A 19,965-nucleotide genomic window follows, 5' to 3' on the forward strand; every position below is an offset into this window, starting at 1 on the left:
AGCAGCACGAATACGCCATTCGCGATGCCCGAGCAAGGCGTGCTGAATTCTTGGGCGAACCCAGGGTATTCGGGCGCTACGAGCGTCGGAATTGCGCATTGCGCGATCTTCAAGAACCGCAATCGGGTTGCACACAGCGCGAGCGAGGATGCCTGTGGCAGGTGAGGCGGAGCGCGAACGGGGCGAGATGCCTGCCGGCAGGAGCCAACGGCCGCACCTGGCCGGCAGGTGCGGCGACAGTGCCGTGGATCAGGGGGTCAGACGCTCAGTTCGCGCTCGGCATACAGCGCTGACAAGGACAACAGTGACGGGGCATGGCCATGGCACGCATCGTGCGGTGGCTCGCGCCACTCATCGATCGGCTCATCACAGGTCGCTTTCTGCCAACGGGCGGACCGGAATGTTCCGGCCCCGCACGCCGAGCCCTCACTGGCACCCGGCAGGCATGACACTAACACCGACAATGACCAATTGCCAAGGATTGCCCAGATTGCGGACACCGCAGGGAAATACGCTGGACGCGACCGCCAGCCCAATGGTTCCATTCTGGGCAAGGCATCGAACGCCATCGATCGCCCGGATACCTCGGCTAAGGAATGTGGACGATGACACACGTGAAACTGGGCTTCTTCACCCGGCTCCTCGACCGCGGCGGAGCCGGCGACCGCTACCGGCTCGCGCTCGAGCAGGCCCGCCACGCCGAGCGCCTCGGGTTCGACACGGTGTGGGTCGCCCAGCACCACTTCCACGCCGACGAGGGTGGGCTGCCCTCACCCCTGGTGTTCCTCGGCCACCTCGCGGCGCTGACCAGCCGCATCCGGCTTGCCACCGGCGTCATCACGCTTCCGCTCGAGGACGTGGTCCGGGTGGCGGAGGACGCGATCGTGGCCGACCTGCTGTCGGGCGGCCGCCTCGAGCTCGGCCTGGGATCCGGCTCCACACCAGCGTCCTTCGCGGCGTTCGGCGTCGACCCGTCCGATCGTACCCGGGTCTACGAGGACGGGGTGGAGACCCTGCTCGCAGCCCTGGCCGGTCGCGAGCTCGCGCACCCGGAGAACCACCTGTATCCGGACGGCACGGACCTGCTGGAACGCATCTGGCAGGCGACCTTCTCCCCGTTCGGCGGCACCCGCGCGGGGACCGCGGCGCATGGCCTGCTGCTCTCGCGCACCCAGCCCCGACCAGACGACCAGCCCGATCTGCCCCTTGAGCAATTGCAGCAGCCGATCGTGGACGCCTACCTCGCGGCGCTGCCCGAGTGGGTCGCCCCCCGCATCCTGGCCTCGCGCACTCTCGTGGTGGCCGACACCGAGACCGAGGCCGAGAAGTACCTGGAGGCGGCGTGGGTGCGTTACCGGGCGCGTCCCGGGGCTGGCGGCTTCCTGGTGCCGGCGGAGGACGCGCACACCTGGGCGCGGCGCACCGACACCCACATCGGCACGCCGGAGCAGGTGAGGGCGTCGTTGCAGGCCGACCCGATTCTCCCGCAGGCGACCGAGGTCGCCTTCCAGGTGCACAGCGTCGATCCCGGTCACGAGGCCACGCTGCGCTCGCTCGAACTCATCGCCGCGGAGGTGGCACCGGCGCTCGGGTGGGCTCCGGCCGTCCCTGGCCTCGAGCCGGCCGCGGCCGGCGTCTGACAAGGGAGGGGACCGATGGCATCCGACATCATCGACCAGCTCGCCGGAGTCGCCGGCGGGTCACCCGTCGACGGCCTGCGCCACCGCCGCGAGCAGGCCCGCACGCACTCCCAGGCCAGCTACGACGCGCTCTTCACCGCACCCGACGAGACCGGGGTCGGCCGCGACGAGCGGCTCGCGGTGGCCACCTTCGTCGCCGCGCTGCACCGCGCCCCGTCCGCCGCCGACCACTACCGCCGGCTCCTGGTGACGGCGGCCGGACCCGAACTGGCCGGCCTGATCGACGCTGTCGTAGCTGCCGCGGCCACCGAGGGTCCCTACGGACGACTCCCGGCGACCGCCGACCTGCGCGGAGAGGACGCTCCCGGGCCCGTCTTCCACGTGGACGAAGGCCCGGCAGCACAACTCGGCACCCGACTCACCGCGGCGCTGGAGCACGCGCACCTGCTGGTGTTCCGGCCCCGCGAATCCTCGCCGGCCGCGCTCGATGACCTCCTCGGCGCGGGCTGGAACACGTCGGCCGTCGTCACCCTCTCCCAGCTGGTGGCGTTCCTGAGCTTCCAGTTGCGGGTTGTCCACGGACTGCGCGTGCTGTCGGAGGTGGCGGCATGAGCACCCACGGCGTGAGCGTCGACCTCGTCCAGCACCCGGAGGTGGTGTCGCCACCACGGTTCACCACGGCGCCGATCGGCTGGCAACCCTGGCTCGAACCGGTGGCAGAGCACGAACTCACCGCCGTTCAGCGTGACGCCCTGATCGACGCGGGCCGGGTGAAGTCGGACTACTTCCGGCTGTTGGCTCGCGACCCGGCGATCCTGAAGGCGCGGACGCTGACCGACAACGACATCTTCTACAACCCCGATGCCGGCCTGTCGCGCGGTGAACGCGAGTTCGCGGCAGCGGTGACCTCACGGTTCAACGGCTGCATCTTCTGCGCGTCGGTGCACGCCCGCTTCGCCGCGCACTTCCTCGAGGACGGCTCCGACGTCCAGCCCCTGCTCGATCACGGGGTCGCGGCGGACGTCAGCGACGCCCACCGCGCGATCGTCGACGCGGTCGTGGCCCTGACCCGGACACCGGTCGCGTTCGACGCCGGGCACGTGGCTTCGCTGCGTGCGGCCGGTCTCGACGACCAGTCGATCGCCGATCTGGTGCACGCGTCCGCCTTCTTCAACTGGGCCAACCGGCTCATGCTGTCGCTCGGCGAGCCAGATGCGTCCGGTGTTCCGCTGTGATACTGCGCCGCCACACGGAGCGATGAACCCCGGCGTGCCGACCGAAAACCGCGTCGGGCGGAGCGTGGGCATCATCGGGGCGGGCAGGCTCGGGCTCGTGGTCGCCCGCCACGCGCTTGCCTCCGGATACCAAGTGAGGATCACCGCGTCCGCGGCACCGGGCCGGCCACTCGAGCGGCTCGGGCCGCGGGTCACCGTGACATCACCGAGCTCCGTCGCCGAGGGCGTCGAGGTCGTCATCCTCGCCGTGCCGTTCCACCGCTTCCGGGAGCTTCCGCTCGGCTGCCTTGCCGGCCACATTGTCGTCGACGCCATGAACCACTGGCCGAGCGTCGACGAGACGATCATCGGCTTCGACTCGACCACGCCAACCAGCGTCCTCGTCGGGCGTGCGCTGCCCTCCGATGTCCTCTTGGTCAAGGCCCTCAACCACCTGAGCTACCACCAGCTGCGTGACCGAGCACGTCCTCCGGCAGCCCCGGATCGGATCGCGCTCGCCGTGTCCGGTGACGATCCCGGCGCCGTTGCCCGGATCGAGGACCTGGTTACTGACCTCGGTTTCGACCCTGTGGCAGCGGGGAGCCTCGATTCGAGCGATCGGCAGCAACCGGGATCACTCCTGTTCGGCTCAATTCTCGACGCCTCAACCATGCGCCACCTCCTGGACATCGGCGCGCCCCCCGCTGGTGTCGGTGCTGGGTTGCCGATGTCCCGACGCGAGAGACGTGCAGGGACCCCGACTGCATGTTGCGAGAGCCCCCTCGCCGCCGGGAACCCCAACGTGCGATTCCGACCCGTTCCCTGAGGACCCGTCTCTTGCGTCGGGGACGGTTCGCTAGACCGCCTGGGAGGTGTACTGCTCCTCGAGCCAGGCTTCGACGTCGCGCTTGAGGTAGGCAACCTTGCGGGCGCCGAGCTTGAAGCTCCTGGGGCCTTGACCGATGTGGCGCCACCACCGGATGGTCGTGGCGGGGGTCTTGAGGTACTCGGCGACCTGTGCGGTGAACCAGATCTCGGCTTCGTCGATCATCGCTCGCTCCATATCAGGGTGATGGGACACCAGCACACTGATTGTGCGTTGCGGGCGAGCGGTTGTCAAGCACCATATTGGCAACGCAACATGGTGTTGTTAAAGTTCAGGTATGCGCGCACCCAAATTGCCCCCGAAGAGCGGCCGGCCCGACCAGGACGGCGGCGCCGATGTCGGCCCCCTGGGCCGGACCTTCGCACGCGAGGTGCGACGCCTCCGTGAGCTGCGCGGCCTGTCCCAGACCGACCTGGCGGCGCAGCTGCGAGAGCGGTACGGCCTGAAGTTCCACCAGGCGACGATCGACCGGGTCGAGAAGGGTGCCCGCCCCTGCCGCCTGGACGAGGTGTACGCCCTCGCCGAGGTCCTGGGGTCCACCCTGGACGACATGCTGGCCGACTGGTCGAACGCTCACGACGCCTTCCGAGAACTCACCAACATAGGGATGCGAGCCCACGAGACCGAGTTCCGGATCTCGATGGGCATCCAACAGGAACTCGCAGCGATCGACGGCGACCGCGAACGCGTCGCCGCCGGCCTGGCCCGAAGTGGCGACTCCCCCGACGGCGACCAGATACGGGCCTGGGCCGAAGAAGTGCTGGAACTGCTCGACACCCTTTCCGCCGGCGCCGAGCAGATTATCCAGGGCATCACGTCGCAACTGCCGCCCAGACCGGGCGGCGTCCTGGAGGAGGTGAACCGCCAATACTTCGCGGGGATCCTGACCGCCCACAACGCGGCGGTCGCCGCCCGTCGCGCCGAGGCCGAAGCCGGCACTGGGGACGCTCCGGACCTCACGGATGCGGGGTCGAGCTGATGGCAGGCAAGAACATCGCGGAGGTGCAGGCTGTCCCGGCATGGATGGCCCGTTTCCTGCACAACTTCCCGCCCGGAGCATTGGTCCGTGAAAGGGAGGAATGATGGCGTCGATCTCACGCAGGCCGGACGGCATCTGGCGAGCCCGCTACCGAGATCAGGAGGGCAGAGAGCACTCCCGCCACTTCGGACGCAAGGTGGACGCACAGCGATGGCTGGACGAGGTCACCGCGGCGATCCTGACCGGCCTGTACGCCGACCCCAAGGCCGGCAAGGTCACCTTCGCCTCGTACTACCAAGGCTGGTCGTCTCGTCAGGTTTGGGTGCGCAGCACCCGGCTGTCATTTGACCGGGCGGTCGAGACCGCATCCTTCAGGGCGCTCTCGATCCGGTCGATCCGCACCTCCCAGATCGAGGCGTGGGTGCAGCAGCAGGTCTCCGACGGTCTCGCGCCCTCCACGATCGGCGTCCGGTTCCAGCAGGTGCGCTCGGTCTTCCGCGCCGCGATCCGTGACAGGGTGATCGCCGTCGACCCGTGCATCGGCGTCCGGCTGCCTCGCAAGCGGCGCGCGGACGCAGCCATGGAGATCCCCTCAACAGACCAGGTGGCGCTGCTGCTCGGCGTCCGCACCCGGTTCCGTGCGTTCGTGGCGCTGTGTGCGTTCGCGGGGCTGCGCAGGGGTGAGGCCGCCGGCGTCCAGGTCGGCGACATTGACTTCTTGCGACGCACCCTCACCGTGGCGCGTCAACTGCAGCGTGCCGACGACGGCCAGATGGTGGCCGTGCCGCCGAAGTACGGTTCGGAGCGCGTGGTCTACTTGCCCGGGAGCCTGGTCGAGATGCTCGCCGATCACGTCGCGCGATGGTGCCCCGGCAAGGACCCGGCGCGCTGGCTGTTCTCCGACAGCGGGACACCGTGGCACGACAACCGTGCCACCTACCTGTGGCGACGGGCGTCCAGCGGTGCGGGCATCGAGGGCATCACGTTGCACGACCTGCGGCACTTCTACGCCTCCGGGCTGATCGCCGCAGGGTGCGACGTGGTGACCGTCCAGCGGGCTCTGGGCCACGCGTCGGCGACCACGACGCTGAACACCTACGCCCACCTGTGGCCCTCCGCCGAGGACCGGACGAGGGCCGCCGCCAGCGGTCTGATGGCCACCGTTCTCGGACTTCCTGCGGACTCTTTGCGGACTGACGAGACCAGACTTCGCTCTGACTAGGTCTTATAGGACTGTTTCAGTAGTAGTAGGGGAACCGCGACCAATCCGGCGGACGCTTCTCGAGGAAGGAGTCGCGACCCTCGACGGCCTCGTCGGTCATGTAGGCCAGACGGGTGGTCTCGCCGGCGAACACCTGCTGCCCGATCAGCCCATCGTCGATCGCGTTGAACGCGAATTTCAGCATGCGCTGGGCGGTCGGGCTCTTGGCGCACACCTTCGCCGCCCACTCCAGCCCCTCGGTCTCGAGGTCGGCGTGCGGCACGACCTTGTTCACGGTCCCCATCTCGTACGCGCGCCGGGCGTCGTAGGTGTCGCCGAGGAAGAAGATCTCGCGGGCGACCTTCTGGCCGACCTGCCGGGCGAGGTAGGCGGAACCGAAGCCGGCGTCGAACGAGCCGACGTCGGCGTCCGTCTGCTTGAACCGGGCGTGCTCCTCGCTGGCGATGGTGAGGTCGCAGACCACGTGCAGGGAGTGCCCGCCGCCGGCCGCCCAGCCGTTGACCAGGGCGATCACGACCTTCGGCATGAACCGGATCAGCCGCTGCACCTCGAGGATGTGCAGGCGTCCGCCCTCGGCCGCCGCGCGCCGGGCGTCCACGGTGTCCGCGGTGTCGCCATCGGCGTACTGGTAGCCGGAACGCCCGCGGATGCGCTGGTCGCCACCGGAGCAGAACGCCCAGCCGCCGTCCTTCGGCGACGGCCCGTTGCCGGTGAGCAGGACGCACCCCACGTCCGCGCTCCTCCGGACGTGGTCGAGCGCGGTGTACAGCTCGTCGACCGTGTGCGGACGGAACGCGTTGCGCACCTCTGGCCGGTCGAAGGCTATCCGGACCGCGGGCACGTCGACCGCGCGGTGGTAGGTGATGTCGGTGAACGCGAACCCCTCGACGGGCCGCCACAACTCTTCACGCCACGGACTGGACATGGAGCACAGGCTAACGTCTCGGCCTCTGCGGCAGGCGCACCGGGGCCAGGCTCGGGCGGCCCGGTACCTGTTTCAACCAGCTACCTTGCGTAACAAGGTAGCTGGCGTTACCCTATAGAGGTGAACAAGGAACAGGAAGGCTGGGCATCCCAGCTGCGCAAGGGCGTCCTGGAGCTGGCCGTGCTCGGACTGCTCGCCCGCGAACCGCGCTACGGATCGCAACTGGTCGAGGAACTGGCCGCACGGCCGGAGCTCGCGATCACGGCAGGGACGGTGTACCCGCTGGTCGCCAGGCTGGCCAAGGCCGGGCTGGTCACCTCGACCTGGCAGGAGTCGCCGGTCGGCCCGCCCCGCAAGTACTACACGCTCACCCCGGCCGGACGCGACACGCTCGCGGGCATGGCCGGCACCTTCGCCGCGGTGGCCGCAGCCGTCCGCGGAATCGTCGAGGAGGGACGATGATCACCTCACTGGAACAGCTCAACCCCCGCGCACGCGCGGCAGCGCACGACTGGCTCGACCGGGCCGTCGCCGGCGTGGACGCCGACTACCGCGACGCCGTCCGCGAGGACCTGGCCGCCTACTTCGCCGACCACCTGGACGCCTCCGCCACGCCGGCGGACGTCGCCCGCCTGGCGGCGGGGGTCGGCGAGGCGCAGGACGGGACCGGCGAGCGCGCACGTTTCGGCGACTGGCCGATCGACTTCACCCCGCCGACGGCGCGGAAGGTCGCGCACCGGTGGTGGAACCCGCGCGACGAGCGCCTCTTCGTGCCGCGCGTGTTCGGCCTGGGCTGGACGCTGAACGTCGGCGCGGCCGCGGTGAAACTCGGTCTCATCGAGCCGGACGCGGAGGATGAGCCGTTCACGTCCACGCCGGAACCCGCGTTCCGGGCGGCGCTGGCCGTGCCGGCCGCGCTCACCGCAGCCGTGGCCGCGCACTACCTCTTCCGCTGGCGCGGGCTGCCCGGGCGACTGCCCGCCCAGCTCGGCGCGACCGGCCGGGTGGACGGCACGATGCCGCGCGGTGCGGCCGCGGCGGTGGATGTCTCCGTCGCCGCGCTGCCGACGGCCTGGGCCGCTTACCAGGTGGCACGCGGGACCGACGGCGCATCCTCCGCCGGGGCGGTTGCCGCGGCGACCGCCGCCGCCGCGACGTCCGCCGGCCTCACGCTCTGGCGTGCCGCGGCCACCGACGGACGCCCGCGCCCGTGGGCCGGGCCGGGCCTGGTGGCCCTGCTGTGGGTCCCCTCCGGTGTCGTGCTGCTGGGGCTCGCCCTCGCCGGACGTGCCGCGGAGCAGCGTCGGGACCTGGGGGTGGCGCGATGAGCGTCCAGGTCTCGGCCCCCGTGGCCGCCCGCGTCGCCTGGTCGCGCGTGGGCCTCTACTACGGCATCGCCCTGGGCGGCGCGGCGCTGGTCGCCGTGCTGCTGCGGGTCGTGTCGCCGCTCGCCGGTGCCTGGTCGACGCTGGTGATCCAGCTCGGCGCGGCGGTGCTGTACATGCCGCTGCCCCTGGTGGCCGGCCTGGTGGTCGAGCGCCGGAACGGCCGCGTCCCGCTGCTGCGCAGGGAGTGGCAGCGCCTGCGCACGGAGTTCTGGCCGACCTTCGGGCGCAGCGCGGGGTACGCCGTGCTCGTCATGGTGGCGATCCTCGCCCTCGGTTTCGGCGTGGCCTGGCTGGCCGGGGCGCTGGGTGTCCCCGGCGCGGGCCACCTCGTCACCAGCGACGCCGAGTTCCGGGCACGGATGATGGAGATCGTGCCCGGGATGAGCGCGGACACCCCGCTGCCGCCGGCAGCTGTGGTGGCCACCGGCGGGATCATCCAGGGTCTGCTCGCCGGGCTCACCATCAACGCCCTCTTCGCCTTCGGTGAGGAGTACGGGTGGCGGGGTGTGCTGGCCGAGGAGCTGCGTCCGCTGGGGACGGTCCGGGCGAACCTGCTCACCGGCGTCCTGTGGGGGCTGTGGCACGCGCCGATCATCATGCTCGGCCACAACTACGGGGCCGAGTGGGGCTGGGGCATCCCGATGATGGTGCTGTGGACGACCCCGCTGGCGTTCCTGCTCTCGTGGGTGCGCGACCGTTCCGGCTCGGTGCTGGCCCCGTCGTTCCTCCACGGCGCCTACAACGGCACGATCGGCTTCTACGTGTTCCTCCTGATCGGCGGCAACACCTTCGTCGCCCCGCCGATGGGCTTCCTGATGGTGCTCGTGCTGACGGTGCTCGCGGTCGTCGTGCACCGCCTTCCGGCGCGGACACCCGCCCGCGCCTGACCACCGCGCCCCCCGTCCCCGAGGCCGGTTCGCGCCCCCGATTGCCACTCGTGCTGCCGGAATTCCGGTGGCGGGAGTTGCAGTCGGCGGCGAACGGCGCGGGTGGGGCCGGTGGGACGCGGGCAGCCCGGCGTTGAGCGGGCGCCAGGAGGGCGCGGAGCGACCTCGGCTGAGGGACGGACGTGGCCCCGGAGGGATCCTCCGGGGCCACGCGTGTTCCGGCCCGCGTTCATCGCAGCGAGCGCAGGATGGCGACGGAGCTCTGCACGTCGAGCTGCCGCTCCGCCACGGTCTCCAGCATCCGGTCGAACCGGGCCTGGCGCTCGCTCCGCGCCCGGCGTCGCTCCACGCGGGTGGCCCCGGCGAGGTCGGAGCGCTTGGCCCAGTGCAGCAGCCAGAGCCCGAGCGTGGTGGCGACGTGTGAGGTCATGCCGCGCGCGGTCAGCGCTATCGGCGGACGGGTGTGTTCGCGGTCAATGGTGGAAATGGACATGGTGAATCCTTCATCGGTGGTTTTTGGGCGCGCCACAAAATGCGGCGCGCAAAGGAACCGCCCGGCATTGGGCGGGAAATACTCCGGTGGGTATCCGGATCAGGACGGGGCGGAACCCCGGTCAGGGACCGTGAGGGGTTCTCGAGGCTTCGTGAGCGTCGCCACCGTCGGACGGTGGCGGATCGAAACCGCTAGCCGTTCCGGACGGAAGAGACGCCGGCGATGCCGGCAGCGAGCCCGTTCCGATTTGTCATGGTCTGCATTTGCCGGCCTCCTTTCAGATGTGTGCGGCGTGGCGTGGAACAACATAAACCACGGTGGCGACGGAATGCAAACCCGATCGCACAATTGCGTGGGCGTGGCCTAGACTCCGGGTCCATGTTCGGCTCGCTCGATCCCGTCCGTGCGCTGGAGCGCCCCGACCTGCTGCCCCCGGCCGTGCTGGCCGCCGTCCGCGACCACGTGCCCTCCGCCCTGGTCTTCGAGGTCGACCCCGCCCACTCGGACACCGAGACGCTGTGCCGCGTCCACGACCTGCCGCTCGAGGTGATGGCGAACGCCGTCCTGGTGCTCGGGCGCCGCGAGGGCGAGGAGCGCCGCGCGTGCTGCCTGACGCTGGCGCACCGCCGGGTCGACATCAACGCCGTGGTCCGGCGCCGGCTCGACGTGCGCAAGGCATCCTTCGCCCCGATGGACGTGGCGGTGGCCGAGTCGGGCATGGAGTACGGCGGCATCACCCCCGTCGGGCTGCCCGCGGGCTGGCCGGTGTGGGTGGACGCCGCGGTGGCCGACACCGAACTGGTGTGCATCGGCGCCGGCATCCGTGGCGCGAAGCTGCTGGTACCCGGTGCCGCGCTGCTCGACCTGCCCCTCGCCGAGCGCGTCGAGGGCCTCGCCCGGGACGCCTGAGCGCTAGGACAGGCCGATGAACGACCGGAACGCGTCCGCGCCGGTGACGGTGATCGGCTCTCCGCGCACGAGCCGCTCGGGCGTCAGCATCCAGTTCTGGTGCTCGACCGGCGCGCCGCCACGGGCCAGCCGGGTGGTCCCGTTGGGCACGTAGCCGACCTTGCGGCTGACGGCGGCGGACGCCGGGTTGTCGGCGAAGCTGCCGGACGTGATCCGCGCACCGCCGAGGTGGTCGAAGACGAATGCGCAGATCGCCTGTCGCATGGCGGTGCCGATGCCCCGCCCGTGGACGCGCCGGGCCAGCCACGAGCCGGTCTCCCCGGTGCGGGTGACCAGGTAGTCGCGCGTGACGAACCCTTGGCAGCCCACGACCTCGCCGTCCCACTCCACGGCCAGTTCGAGCTGCCAGTGCTCGGGAGTCCACGTCGCGCGGGTGCCCCAGTGGAAGCGCGTGAAGTCGGCCGGCAGCCGGGCGGCCGGTACCTCGGTCCACGGGACGAGGAACGGCATCACCGCAGGATCGTGGACGCCCGACAGCGCGGCGTCCACGAGCAGGGGCAGGACGTCGTCCGTGACCGACCGCAGCACCAGCGGTCCCGCCTCGATGCGCAGGCCGAGCGGCGGGAAGGCCTCGGCCGGCGTCCGGGTCACTGCGCCAGGCCGTAGAGGCGGTCGCCCGCGTCCCCGAGGCCGGGGACGATGTAGCCGACCTCGTTCAGGTGGTCGTCGAGGGCCGCGCACACCAGCGTGCAGGGGACGCCGATCGGGTCGACCAGTTCACGCATGCGCGCCACGCCCTCGGGCGCGGCGATCAGGCAGATGCAGGTGATGTGGTCGGCGCCGCGGTCGACCAGGAACTGCACGGTGCCACCCAGCGAGCCGCCGGTGGCGAGCATCGGGTCGAGCACGTAGCACTGCCGTCCGGACAGGTCCTTGGGCAGGCGCTCTGCGTAGGTGAACGGCTGCAGGGTCGTCTCGTCCCGCACCATGCCGACGAAGCCGACCTCGGCGGTGGGGATGAGCCGCATCATGCCCTCGAGCATCCCCAGGCCGGCGCGCAGGATCGGCACGACCAGCGGGCGGGGACGGGTGAGGCCCACCCCCGTGGTGGTGGTGATCGGAGTCTTCACCTGCACGGGCTCCACGCGCACCTCGCGGGTGGCCTCGTAGGCGAGCAGCGTCACCAGCTCCTCGACGAGTTGGCGGAAGGTCGCGCTGGCGGTGCTCTCGTCGCGCAGGATGCTGATCTTGTGAGCTACCAGGGGGTGCTCGATGACACGGAGTTCCACACCGATAGGTTCCCACACCGCCCGCCGCACCATTTGCCCTGACCGGACTGTGCCCAACGCCCCCACTTCTGACACGATGGAGCGATGCTTCAGGTGAGGAGGCGGCGATGAGAGCAACGGAGGATCCGGAGTTCGAGATGCCGAATCGCGGTGACGACCGTCCGGGGATGGACGAGCTCGACGACCTGGTCAGCGACGACGAACTCGACGACGCCGACGTGGACGACGACGAGGACGACTACCCCGACGACGCCGGCGAGGACGACATCGACCTGGTCATCGCCCTCTACCGGGAGGACGGCCAGCCGGTCGCACTGGCGCTCGACTACGACCTGGCCAACGACCTCGAGGCCCTGATCACCCAGCTGCGCCGGATGCCCGGCGACGGGGGAGCGGTCGGCCTGGTGTCGATCGCCTCCGAGGTGTTCGTCATCGTCCGCGTGCGCGGCAAGCACGTGCAGGCCTTCGTGTCCGACGCGGTCTCCGCCGCCGACTGGCCGCTGGCCCGTGACGTGGTGGACTTCCTCGGCGTCGAGGTTCCCGAGGACGACGAGGAGTCCGGTCCGGCGGGCGACCTCGGCATCCTGGCCGACTCCGGGCTGCACGACTTCGAGCTCGAGGCCATGGCCGAGGACTACGACGAGGACTCCGCGACCCTGGTCGAGCGCATCGCGCAGCGGATCAAGTTCGGGCCCGAGTTCGCCAAGGCGCTCGCCGACTTCGAGTGAACCGCTGGGAGCCGGCGATGGCCGAGGCGCTCGCCGAGGCCCGGCTGGCGCCCGTCCACGCCGACGTGCCGATCGGCGCGGTCGTGGTGGACCGCACCGGCGCGGTGATCGCCCGGGCGCACAACGAGCGCGAGGCCTCCGGCGACCCGACAGCCCACGCCGAGGTGCTCGCCCTGCGGCGGGCGAGCGCGCTGCGCGGCTCCTGGCGGCTGGACGACTGCACCCTCGTGGTGACCCTCGAGCCCTGCACGATGTGCGCCGGCGCCCTGGTGCTGGCCCGGGTGGGGCGGCTGGTGTTCGGCGCCTACGACCCGAAGGCGGGCGCGGTCGCCTCGTTGTGGGACGTGGTGCGCGACCCGCGCCTGAACCACCGTCCCGAGGTGGTCGGCGGGATCGACGAGGCCGCCTGCGGGCAGCTCCTCCAGGACTTCTTCTCCGCCCACCGCTGACGCGCGGCCCGGTGGCCCGCGTCCCGTGCGGTGTCCTGCGGGGGCGCGGGCGGGTACGGGCGGGCGCAGCGGGAAGCGGGTCTTTCCCGATTGGCCCGGTCCGGCGTGTGATCGGTACACTCCTGCGCGGTGGCGTGTCTGAGCGGCCTAAAGAGCGCGCCTCGAAAGCGCGTGAGGGGCAACCCTCCGAGGGTTCAAATCCCTCCGCCACCGCCGGTGTCCCCAGGGACATGCGAAGCCGGTGAACCCCAGGGTTCACCGGCTTCTTCGCGTCCGGGGGTCGATGCGCCTCAGGCGCGCACGATCACGCAGATCCGGATGCCGGTGAGCGGGTCCACGGCGACCACCACGCACGTCGGCGTCGGCGTCGGCGTCGGGGCTGACGGCGGGGGCGAGGGCGGGACGGACGGCGTCGGCGTGCGCGTGGGCGTCGGGCTCGGCGCAGGGGTTGTCGGGGTCGGCGAGGTCGTCGGCGTCGGGGTGGGGCTCGGCGTGGCGGTGGTCCCCGGGTCTGGGGTCCCGCTCGCGCTCGGCGAGGCGCTGGGTGTCCCCGACGGGTCCGAGGTCGCGGACGGGCGGGGCGTCGCCGTGCCGGTGGGCGTGGGCGTCCCGGTCGGGCCGGTCGTCGGGCTCACGTCCGGGGTGGGCGCGGTGGTCGCCGACGGGCTCGTGCGCGGGGACGCGGGCGTGGCCCGGGGCTCGGTGGTGCCGGCGGTGACCTCGCGGGTGGTCGGTGTCGCGGACGGCGTGGCCGGCGGTTCCACGGTCGGCGTCGGCGTCGGCGTCCAGGTCGGTGACGCAACGGTCGGCACCGGTGGCGCAGCGGCCATCTGGGTGACCTGCTCGGCGACGGAGGTGGCCGGCAGGCCCAGGGCGACGGCGACCGCCGCCGCGGTGACGGCGCTGGCGGCGACCCCGACGTGCAGCGGAGCCGCGGCGTGCTGGAGGGTCGCGCGTGCGGCGCGGCGCGCCCCCGAGCCGAGGGTGGCGGCGGCTGCGGTGTTGCCCGCACCCCAGAACCCCAGCGCCCGCAGGGAGGCGAGCGTCACGCCGGTCCCGGCGAACAGGGTCGCCGTGCGCAGCGTTCCGCCGATCACGGCCAGCCGCCGCGAGGTGCCCGCGCAGGACGCGCACTCGGCGAGGTGCGCCTCGACGCGCGTGCGCTGCCCCTTCGGCAGGCGCCCCCGGGCATGGGCCCCGAGCCGCTCGAGCACCCAGCGGCACTCGGTGTCCTCGGCCGAGTCCTCGACGTGGGCCTGGAGCCAGGCGACGCGCAGGCCCTCCCGGGCACGCAGGCACAGTGCGGACGCGGCGTTGACGCTGAGCCGGAGTTCCTCGGCCAGCTCGGCCACCGGGCGTCCCTCGACCTCGGTCGCCCACAGCGCGGAGCGCCAGCGCTCGGGCAGCGTGCCGAAGGCGCGCACCACCATCGAGGCCTGGGAGATCGCGATCGCGGTGTCCTCGACCGCTGCTCCGCCGCCGGTGTCCTCGATGACCTCGCTGAGGGTGGCCGGCTCGATCGGCGTCTCCTGCCGGCGTGACCAGTTCAGGATGACGTTGCGGACGGCCGTGGCCAGATAGGGCTTGAAGGTGCGCTCCGGGCCCCCGCCCGCGCGGAGCGAGTGCCACACGCGGGCGAAGGCCTCCGCCGAGGCATCGTCCGGGTCCACGCGGCTGCTGGTGCGGGCCGCCACCCGCACGGCGAACGGCCGGTAGCGCCGGAAGAGCTCGGCGAAGGCGTCCGTGTCCCCGGCGCGGCTCAGCTGGAGCAGCAACCGGTCGTCGGCCTCGTCCGGGGTGGTGCGCGCCAGCGCCGTCCGGTTCTCGTCCGGACGGCCGCTGGGCGCGTCAGAGTGCAGCGTCATGCGACAGCGTCGCTTGCCATTCCTGGGACCCCTCCCGACTGACTGACTCCCCACCACGATAAACGCGGGTCGGGTGCTGACGTCAGTTCCCGAATGGGCTACACCACCCCCCTGCCGGACGGGGGAGCTCTCCCCGTCCGATGAGTGCGGGCACGTCCCCCCGAAGGTGCCCTACTCACCTATCAAGACACCGGGTCGCCACCGGCATGACGCGATCCGGGCAGGAACTTTCGCCGGCCGTCCTCCCAGAGGCGCCGGGACGGCCCGATGATGCGGCGCGACTAGGGGGTTAGCGCTTGACACTCGTTCAGCGATCACGGTCGGCGTGAACGAAAGTGCGCCGCGGTGCCCCTTTTCCGCCGCTCGGGTTAGCGGCAGAGTTGGCTGTGCCCACCCACAACGCGCCTCAAAGGAGAGCCCTGTGAAGAAACTGATCAACGATCCGGCCAATGTCGTGGCCGAGACCCTGGCCGGATTCCAGGCGGCCCACGCCGATCTGGTCACCGTTCATTTCGACCCTGACTACGTCGTTCGCGCGGACGCTCCGGTCCAGGGCAAGGTCGGCCTGGTCTCCGGTGGTGGCTCGGGTCACGAGCCGCTGCACGCGGGCTACGTGGGCAAGGGCATGCTCGATGCGGCCGTTCCCGGCGCTGTCTTCACCTCCCCGACGCCCGACCCGATCCTCGACGCGACCAAGGCCGTCGACGGCGGCGCCGGCGTGCTGCACATCGTGAAGAACTACACCGGTGACGTGCTCAACTTCGAGACCGCAGCCGAGATGGCCGAGATGGAGGGCATCACGGTCAAGGCGATCGTGGTCAACGACGACGTGGCCGTGGAGAACTCCACCTGGACCGCCGGGCGCCGTGGCGTCGGTGGCACCGTCCTGGTCGAGAAGATCGCCGGCGCCGCCGCCGAGCGTGGCGACGACCTCGACGGCGTCCTCGCCGTCGCGACCAAGGTCAACGACAACGTCCGCTCGATGGGCATGGCGCTCACCGCCTGCACCGTCCCGCACGCCGGCAAGCCCTCCTTCGACCTCGGCGAGGACGAGATCGAGATCGGTATCGGCATCCACGGCGAGCCGGGCCGCAAGCGCGTCCCGATGGCCACCGCCGACGAGATCACCGACATGCTGGTCGACCCGATCCTCGAGGACATGAAGCCCGAGGCCGGCAGCAAGGTCCTGCTCTTCGTCAACGGCATGGGCGGCACGCCCGAGGCCGAGCTGTTCATCGTGTACAACCACGCCCGCAAGCGCCTGATGGACGCCGGGCTGGAGGTCGCCCGCTCGCTGGTCGGCAACTACATCACCTCGCTGGAGATGCAGGGCTGCTCGGTGACCGTGCTGAAGCTCGACGACGAGATGACCGAGCTCTGGGACGCCCCCGTCCTCACCCCGGCCTTCCGCCGCGGGCTCTGAGGTAGCGGCAGGTGAGCGACAGCTTGTCGGTGGCCTGGGCGGACGCGTGGATTCGCGGCGCCCAGGCCGTCCTGGCCGAGCACCGGATGGAGTTGATCGACCTCGATCGCGCCATCGGTGACGGGGACCACGGGGAGAACATGGACCGGGGCTTCAAGGCGGTCGTCGCCAAGCTGGACGAGGGCGGCATCGCCGACGTCCAGGGCGTGCTGAAGATCGTGGCCTCCACCCTGATGTCGAAGGTCGGCGGTGCCGCCGGCCCGCTCTACGGGACGGCGTTCCTGCGGGCGGCGAAGGCGGTCGAGGGCGACGTCGACGCCAACGGCGTGGCGGACCTGATCGCCGGCGCGCTGGACGGGATCGTCTCCCGCGGCAAGGCGACGACGGGTGAGAAGACCATGGTGGACGCCTGGACCCCGGCTCTGGAGGCGGCGCGGGCCGCAGCCGCGAGCGGGGCGACGGCGGCCGAGGCGCTCCGCGCAGCCGCCACGGCGGCGGCCGAGGGTGCCGAGGCGACCATCCCCCTCCAGGCCACCAAGGGTCGCGCGTCCTACCTGGGCGAGCGGTCCATCGGGCACAAGGACCCCGGGGCGACCTCGACCGCGTACATCCTGAACGCGGCCGCGGACGCAGCGGAGGCGCTGTGAGCGGCGTCGCTCTGGTGATCGTCTCCCACTCGGTACAACTCGCCGAGGGGGTGGTGGAGCTGGCCGCCCAGATGGCCAAGGACGTGGCACTCAGGGCGGCCGGCGGCACCGATGACGGGCGTATCGGCACGTCCTTCGACAAGGTGAACGACGCCGTGACCGAGCTGCGTGCGGCCGGCCACGACGTCGCCATCCTGACCGACCTCGGATCGGCCACCATGACGGTGGAGTCGGTCCTCGATTTCCTCGACGACGAGGAGGCGGCGCACGTGAAGTTCGCCGATGGTCCTCTCGTCGAGGGAGCGGTGGCAGCCGCCGTCACCGCCCAGGTGGGCGGCGACCTCGACGCGGTTGTCGCTGCCGGCCGGGCCCGCGAGCTGTTCAGCTGAGCACTCACCCCTCCGATCAGCCGGCCAGCCCTCGCGGGCCTCGCTGCGACGTCCGGCACGTGGCGCCACGTGCCGCACGGGCGTGAGTGCGTCGACAGGCGCCACCACGGGCCGGTCCTTCGGGGCCGGCCCGTGGTGTGTCCCCGGCCTCCGCCCCGGACGTTCCGGTGGACGCCGCAATCGGTGCCCGGTGCCCTGCGTCACTAGACTCCGGCCAGAGGAGGCGGCGTGGGACTCGACCAGGTGCTGTTGCTGGGATCGGTCGTGCTTCTGGTCGCCGTCGGCGCGGCCCGCCTCGGGTCGCGGCTGGGGCTGCCGTCCCTGATCCTGTTCCTCGGCCTCGGCGCCGGGCTGCAGTTCTTCGTCGAGTTCGACAACGCAGAGCTCGCCCACTCCCTCGGCTTCGCCGCGCTCGTCCTGATCCTGGCCGAGGGCGGCTACACCACGCGCTGGACGGAGATCCGCGGCGCGCTGCCGGCCGCCGTGATGCTGGCCACGGTCGGGGTGGGGATCTCGGTGGCCACCGTGGCGGCCTTCGCCCACTTCGTCCTCGGGCTGGCGCCGACGACCGCCGTCCTGCTCGGGGCGATCATGTCGCCCACCGATGCCGCCGCCATCTTCTCCGTGCTGCGCAAAGTGCCGCTGCCGGCCCGGCTGCGCGCCGTCATCGAGGCCGAGTCGGGCTTCAACGACGCACCGATCGTGCTGCTCGTGGCCACGGCCACCGAGTGGGCCCTGGGCCGGGGGACGCACGACAACCCCGGCGTGATGGTCGGCATGATCGTGCTGGAACTGGTCGGCGGCGTGCTGCTGGGCGCGGCGCTCGGCTGGCTCGGTGTCCGGGCGCTCCGGAGCATCGCGCTCCCGGCGTCCGGCCTCTACCCCCTGGCCGGGCTCGGCTGGGCGGTCATGTCGTACGGGCTGGGCAGCATGCTCCACCTCTCCGGCTTCGCGGCGGTGTACGTCACAGCGTTCGTCCTCGGCAACGGCCAGCTGCCCCACCGGCACGCTACCCGGTCGTTCGCGGAGGGCGTGGGTTGGGTCGCGCAGATCGGCCTGTTCGTCATGCTCGGCATGCTGTCGGAGCCCTTGCGGGAGTCGCCCTGGTCGATCTTCGTCGGGATCGCCGTGGGTGCCTTCCTCACCTTCGTGGCCAGGCCCCTTTCCGTGATGGCCTGCCTCACGATCTTCCGGGTGCCGTGGCGTGACCAGGCGTTCGTCTCCTGGGCGGGACTGCGCGGCGCGGTGCCGATCATCATGGCCACCGTCCCCCTGGCCGCGCGGGCGCCGGACGCGATCGCGCTGTTCGACATCGTGTTCGCCTTCGTCATCGTGTTCACCCTCGTCCAGTCGCCGACCCTGCCCTGGGTGGCCCGCAAGCTCCGGGTCTCCACGGGGGAGGACTCGACCGACGTCGAGTTCGAGTTCGCGCCGCTCGACACCATCAAGGCCGACATGATGCAGGTGCACGTGGCCAGCGGCTCGCGGTTGCACGGCGTGACGATCCGGGAGCTACGGCTGCCGAGGAACTCGGTGGTCTCGCTGATCGTCCGCGACGGCGAGCCGTTCACCCCCAAGCCCGACCAGATCGTGCGCTCCGGGGACGACCTGCTGATCGTGACCAACGGCACCGACCGGCGCCGGGTGGAGGCGCGGCTGCGCAGCATCTCCCACGGCGGACGCCTGGGGGGCTGGCTGCCGGGGGAGTGAGCCCCCCGTCGCTACTTCTTCTTCTTGGTGGGCGTCTCGCTCGGCGTCGGCGTGGGGGTGACCGTCTCCTCGGTCGGCTCGGCCGAGGCCGTGGTGATCACGGGCAGGCAGACCGGGCCGGTCACGGCGACCTTCGGCTCGGGCGGGTTCTTGCGGTCCTGGTAGGGCGTCGGCACGATCACGTCGACGACGTGGTCGGCGCGGCCGTCACCCTCGGTGACCGCGCCGTCGAACATCTGCGCGACCAGCTTCACCTCGGGGTCGTCGGCGGAGTTGCCGATGACCGTCGTGGTCTCCACCTTGCGGTCGGAGTTGTTGTAGTGGGTCACGTGGAAGCCGTGCGAGATCAGGAAGAAGCGGGTGTTCTTGGCGTGCCCGCCGGTCTCGCCGCCGTTCAGCACGCGCACCGTCACCTTGTCCGAGGTGAGGTAGTCCCCGACGTCCTGCATGACGCAGGCGGCGTCCGGCTTGGAGGTGTCCTTCGTCGCCTGGTCGTAGCCCCACTTCGCGCCGTAGCCGAGGATCGCGAGCAGCAGCAGCAGCGTGACCGGGGTCTTGAGGACCCTGATGACCTTGCGCACGTGCACTCCCGGGACAGACGACTGGTGGCGAACCTCGTTCAAGCCTACTTGAGTTCCAGGACGCGGGCGTGCATGGTCTGGCGCTGCTGGAGGGCGGCCCGGAGGGCCCGGTGCAGGCCGTCCTCGAGGTAGAGGTCACCCTCGAAGCTCACCACGTGGGCGAACAGGTCACCGTAGAAGGTGGAGTCCTCCTCCAGCAGCGCCTCGAGGTCGAGCGTGCGCTTGGTCGTGACGAGCTCGTCCAGCCGCACCTGCTGCGGGGCGATCGCCGCCCACTGCTTCTGCACGTAGCCGTGCTCGGGGTAGGGACGGGACTCACCGACGCGCTTGAAGATCACGAT

General features: G+C 71.3%; 24 protein-coding genes and 1 tRNA gene. 17 read left to right on the top strand and 8 right to left on the bottom strand.

The window, feature by feature from the left end:
• The first annotated feature begins 605 nt into the window (after nucleotides 1-605).
• The 4 genes from ACFQQJ_RS12820 to ACFQQJ_RS12835 are packed head-to-tail and all read left to right on the top strand — an operon-like array spanning nucleotide 606 to nucleotide 3,680.
• Nucleotides 606-1,640, top strand: coding sequence for a putative FMN-dependent luciferase-like monooxygenase (locus ACFQQJ_RS12820; RefSeq protein ID WP_377106981.1), 1,035 nt, complete (start codon nucleotides 606-608; stop codon nucleotides 1,638-1,640).
• 15 nt (nucleotides 1,641-1,655) lie between these two features.
• On the top strand, nucleotides 1,656-2,252 hold the full coding sequence (locus tag ACFQQJ_RS12825; RefSeq protein ID WP_377106982.1) for a CMD domain protein: 597 nt from the start codon (nucleotides 1,656-1,658) through the stop codon (nucleotides 2,250-2,252).
• Nucleotides 2,249-2,875, top strand: a complete 627-nt coding sequence (locus tag ACFQQJ_RS12830; protein WP_377106984.1) for an alkylhydroperoxidase domain protein — start codon at nucleotides 2,249-2,251, stop codon at nucleotides 2,873-2,875. Before ACFQQJ_RS12825 ends, ACFQQJ_RS12830 begins: the two co-directional genes overlap by 4 nt.
• A 22-nt stretch (nucleotides 2,876-2,897) precedes the next feature.
• A complete protein-coding gene (locus ACFQQJ_RS12835) occupies nucleotides 2,898-3,680 on the top strand; it encodes an NADPH-dependent F420 reductase (protein WP_377106985.1) in 783 nt (260 codons plus the stop codon).
• 30 nt (nucleotides 3,681-3,710) lie between these two features.
• Here the strand turns inward: ACFQQJ_RS12835 and ACFQQJ_RS12840 are convergent, their stop codons facing one another.
• Entirely contained in the window at nucleotides 3,711-3,905 is a 195-nt protein-coding gene (locus ACFQQJ_RS12840; protein ID WP_377106986.1) for a helix-turn-helix transcriptional regulator, read from the bottom strand.
• 112 nt (nucleotides 3,906-4,017) lie between these two features.
• Between ACFQQJ_RS12840 and ACFQQJ_RS12845 the strand changes: the two genes are divergently transcribed.
• Together ACFQQJ_RS12845 and ACFQQJ_RS12850 are read left to right on the top strand one after the other, a co-directional pair.
• Complete coding sequence (locus tag ACFQQJ_RS12845; protein WP_377106987.1) at nucleotides 4,018-4,719, top strand: helix-turn-helix domain-containing protein; 702 nt, start codon at nucleotides 4,018-4,020, stop codon at nucleotides 4,717-4,719.
• A 103-nt stretch (nucleotides 4,720-4,822) separates the two neighbouring features.
• Nucleotides 4,823-5,941 (top strand): tyrosine-type recombinase/integrase, encoded by a 1,119-nt coding sequence (locus ACFQQJ_RS12850; protein ID WP_377106988.1) that lies wholly within the window; start codon nucleotides 4,823-4,825, stop codon nucleotides 5,939-5,941.
• 16 nt (nucleotides 5,942-5,957) lie between these two features.
• On the opposite strand, the gene ACFQQJ_RS12855 is transcribed toward ACFQQJ_RS12850, so the two are convergent.
• Nucleotides 5,958-6,866, bottom strand: coding sequence for a 1,4-dihydroxy-2-naphthoyl-CoA synthase (locus ACFQQJ_RS12855; protein WP_377106989.1), 909 nt, complete (start codon nucleotides 6,864-6,866; stop codon nucleotides 5,958-5,960).
• Between the two features lie 120 nt (nucleotides 6,867-6,986).
• On the opposite strand from ACFQQJ_RS12855, the gene ACFQQJ_RS12860 reads away from it, so the two are divergent.
• Genes ACFQQJ_RS12860 through ACFQQJ_RS12870 form a run of 3 tightly spaced genes read left to right on the top strand, consistent with a single transcriptional unit; the run spans nucleotide 6,987 to nucleotide 9,141 of the window.
• A complete protein-coding gene (locus tag ACFQQJ_RS12860) occupies nucleotides 6,987-7,328 on the top strand; it encodes a PadR family transcriptional regulator (protein ID WP_377106991.1) in 342 nt (113 codons plus the stop codon).
• Nucleotides 7,325-8,194 carry a DUF5808 domain-containing protein gene (locus ACFQQJ_RS12865; protein ID WP_377106992.1) on the top strand — a complete coding sequence of 290 codons (870 nt, stop codon included), beginning with the start codon at nucleotides 7,325-7,327 and terminating at the stop codon, nucleotides 8,192-8,194. Before ACFQQJ_RS12860 ends, ACFQQJ_RS12865 begins: the two co-directional genes overlap by 4 nt.
• Nucleotides 8,191-9,141, top strand: coding sequence for a CPBP family intramembrane glutamic endopeptidase (locus tag ACFQQJ_RS12870; protein ID WP_377106994.1), 951 nt, complete (start codon nucleotides 8,191-8,193; stop codon nucleotides 9,139-9,141). Before ACFQQJ_RS12865 ends, ACFQQJ_RS12870 begins: the two co-directional genes overlap by 4 nt.
• Nucleotides 9,142-9,370: 229 nt before the next feature.
• Here ACFQQJ_RS12870 and ACFQQJ_RS12875 read toward each other — a convergent pair whose 3' ends face one another.
• Nucleotides 9,371-9,634 carry a hypothetical protein gene (locus ACFQQJ_RS12875; protein ID WP_377106995.1) on the bottom strand — a complete coding sequence of 88 codons (264 nt, stop codon included), beginning with the start codon at nucleotides 9,632-9,634 and terminating at the stop codon, nucleotides 9,371-9,373.
• Between the two features lie 378 nt (nucleotides 9,635-10,012).
• Here ACFQQJ_RS12875 and ACFQQJ_RS12880 point away from each other — a divergent pair, with 378 nt between their 5' ends.
• Nucleotides 10,013-10,543 (top strand): YbaK/EbsC family protein, encoded by a 531-nt coding sequence (locus ACFQQJ_RS12880; RefSeq protein ID WP_377106997.1) that lies wholly within the window; start codon nucleotides 10,013-10,015, stop codon nucleotides 10,541-10,543.
• A gap of 3 nt (nucleotides 10,544-10,546) precedes the next feature.
• Here ACFQQJ_RS12880 and ACFQQJ_RS12885 read toward each other — a convergent pair whose 3' ends face one another.
• The gene (locus tag ACFQQJ_RS12885) at nucleotides 10,547-11,194 is read right to left on the bottom strand and encodes a GNAT family N-acetyltransferase (RefSeq protein WP_377106999.1); all 648 of its coding nucleotides are present in this window, start codon (nucleotides 11,192-11,194) and stop codon (nucleotides 10,547-10,549) included.
• Nucleotides 11,191-11,817: a uracil phosphoribosyltransferase gene (upp, locus tag ACFQQJ_RS12890; protein WP_377107063.1), complete on the bottom strand. Its 627-nt coding sequence runs from the start codon at nucleotides 11,815-11,817 to the stop codon at nucleotides 11,191-11,193. Before upp ends, ACFQQJ_RS12885 begins: the two co-directional genes overlap by 4 nt.
• Before the next feature lie 122 nt (nucleotides 11,818-11,939).
• Between upp and ACFQQJ_RS12895 the strand changes: the two genes are divergently transcribed.
• From ACFQQJ_RS12895 to ACFQQJ_RS12905, 3 genes are all read left to right on the top strand, one after another.
• Complete coding sequence (locus ACFQQJ_RS12895; protein ID WP_377107001.1) at nucleotides 11,940-12,560, top strand: tRNA adenosine deaminase-associated protein; 621 nt, start codon at nucleotides 11,940-11,942, stop codon at nucleotides 12,558-12,560.
• Entirely contained in the window at nucleotides 12,557-13,009 is a 453-nt protein-coding gene (locus ACFQQJ_RS12900) for a nucleoside deaminase (RefSeq protein WP_377107002.1), read from the top strand. The genes ACFQQJ_RS12895 and ACFQQJ_RS12900 overlap by 4 nt, the downstream gene beginning before the upstream one ends.
• 128 nt (nucleotides 13,010-13,137) lie before the next feature.
• Nucleotides 13,138-13,222 (top strand) — tRNA-Ser (locus ACFQQJ_RS12905).
• A 77-nt stretch (nucleotides 13,223-13,299) separates the two neighbouring features.
• Here ACFQQJ_RS12905 and ACFQQJ_RS12910 read toward each other — a convergent pair.
• Nucleotides 13,300-14,874, bottom strand: coding sequence for a sigma-70 family RNA polymerase sigma factor (locus tag ACFQQJ_RS12910; protein ID WP_377107004.1), 1,575 nt, complete (start codon nucleotides 14,872-14,874; stop codon nucleotides 13,300-13,302).
• A gap of 421 nt (nucleotides 14,875-15,295) precedes the next feature.
• Between ACFQQJ_RS12910 and dhaK the strand changes: the two genes are divergently transcribed.
• From dhaK to ACFQQJ_RS12930, 4 genes are all read left to right on the top strand, one after another.
• Nucleotides 15,296-16,297, top strand: a complete 1,002-nt coding sequence (dhaK, locus tag ACFQQJ_RS12915; RefSeq protein ID WP_377107005.1) for a dihydroxyacetone kinase subunit DhaK — start codon at nucleotides 15,296-15,298, stop codon at nucleotides 16,295-16,297.
• An 11-nt stretch (nucleotides 16,298-16,308) separates the two neighbouring features.
• Complete coding sequence (gene dhaL / locus ACFQQJ_RS12920; RefSeq protein ID WP_377107006.1) at nucleotides 16,309-16,944, top strand: dihydroxyacetone kinase subunit DhaL; 636 nt, start codon at nucleotides 16,309-16,311, stop codon at nucleotides 16,942-16,944.
• The gene (gene dhaM / locus ACFQQJ_RS12925; protein WP_377107008.1) at nucleotides 16,941-17,333 is read left to right on the top strand and encodes a dihydroxyacetone kinase phosphoryl donor subunit DhaM; all 393 of its coding nucleotides are present in this window, start codon (nucleotides 16,941-16,943) and stop codon (nucleotides 17,331-17,333) included. Before dhaL ends, dhaM begins: the two co-directional genes overlap by 4 nt.
• Before the next feature lie 228 nt (nucleotides 17,334-17,561).
• Nucleotides 17,562-19,043 carry a potassium/proton antiporter gene (locus tag ACFQQJ_RS12930; RefSeq protein ID WP_377107010.1) on the top strand — a complete coding sequence of 494 codons (1,482 nt, stop codon included), beginning with the start codon at nucleotides 17,562-17,564 and terminating at the stop codon, nucleotides 19,041-19,043.
• A gap of 11 nt (nucleotides 19,044-19,054) precedes the next feature.
• On the opposite strand, the gene ACFQQJ_RS12935 is transcribed toward ACFQQJ_RS12930, so the two are convergent.
• Complete coding sequence (locus ACFQQJ_RS12935) at nucleotides 19,055-19,624, bottom strand: LytR C-terminal domain-containing protein (RefSeq protein WP_377107012.1); 570 nt, start codon at nucleotides 19,622-19,624, stop codon at nucleotides 19,055-19,057.
• 44 nt (nucleotides 19,625-19,668) lie between these two features.
• A complete protein-coding gene (locus tag ACFQQJ_RS12940; RefSeq protein WP_377107014.1) occupies nucleotides 19,669-19,962 on the bottom strand; it encodes a type II toxin-antitoxin system VapB family antitoxin in 294 nt (97 codons plus the stop codon).
• Between the last annotated feature and the right edge of the window lie 3 nt (nucleotides 19,963-19,965).

The sequence above is a fragment of the Propionicimonas sp. T2.31MG-18 genome (genome assembly GCF_964266745.1).
Taxonomy (GTDB): domain Bacteria; phylum Actinomycetota; class Actinomycetes; order Propionibacteriales; family Propionibacteriaceae; genus Propionicimonas.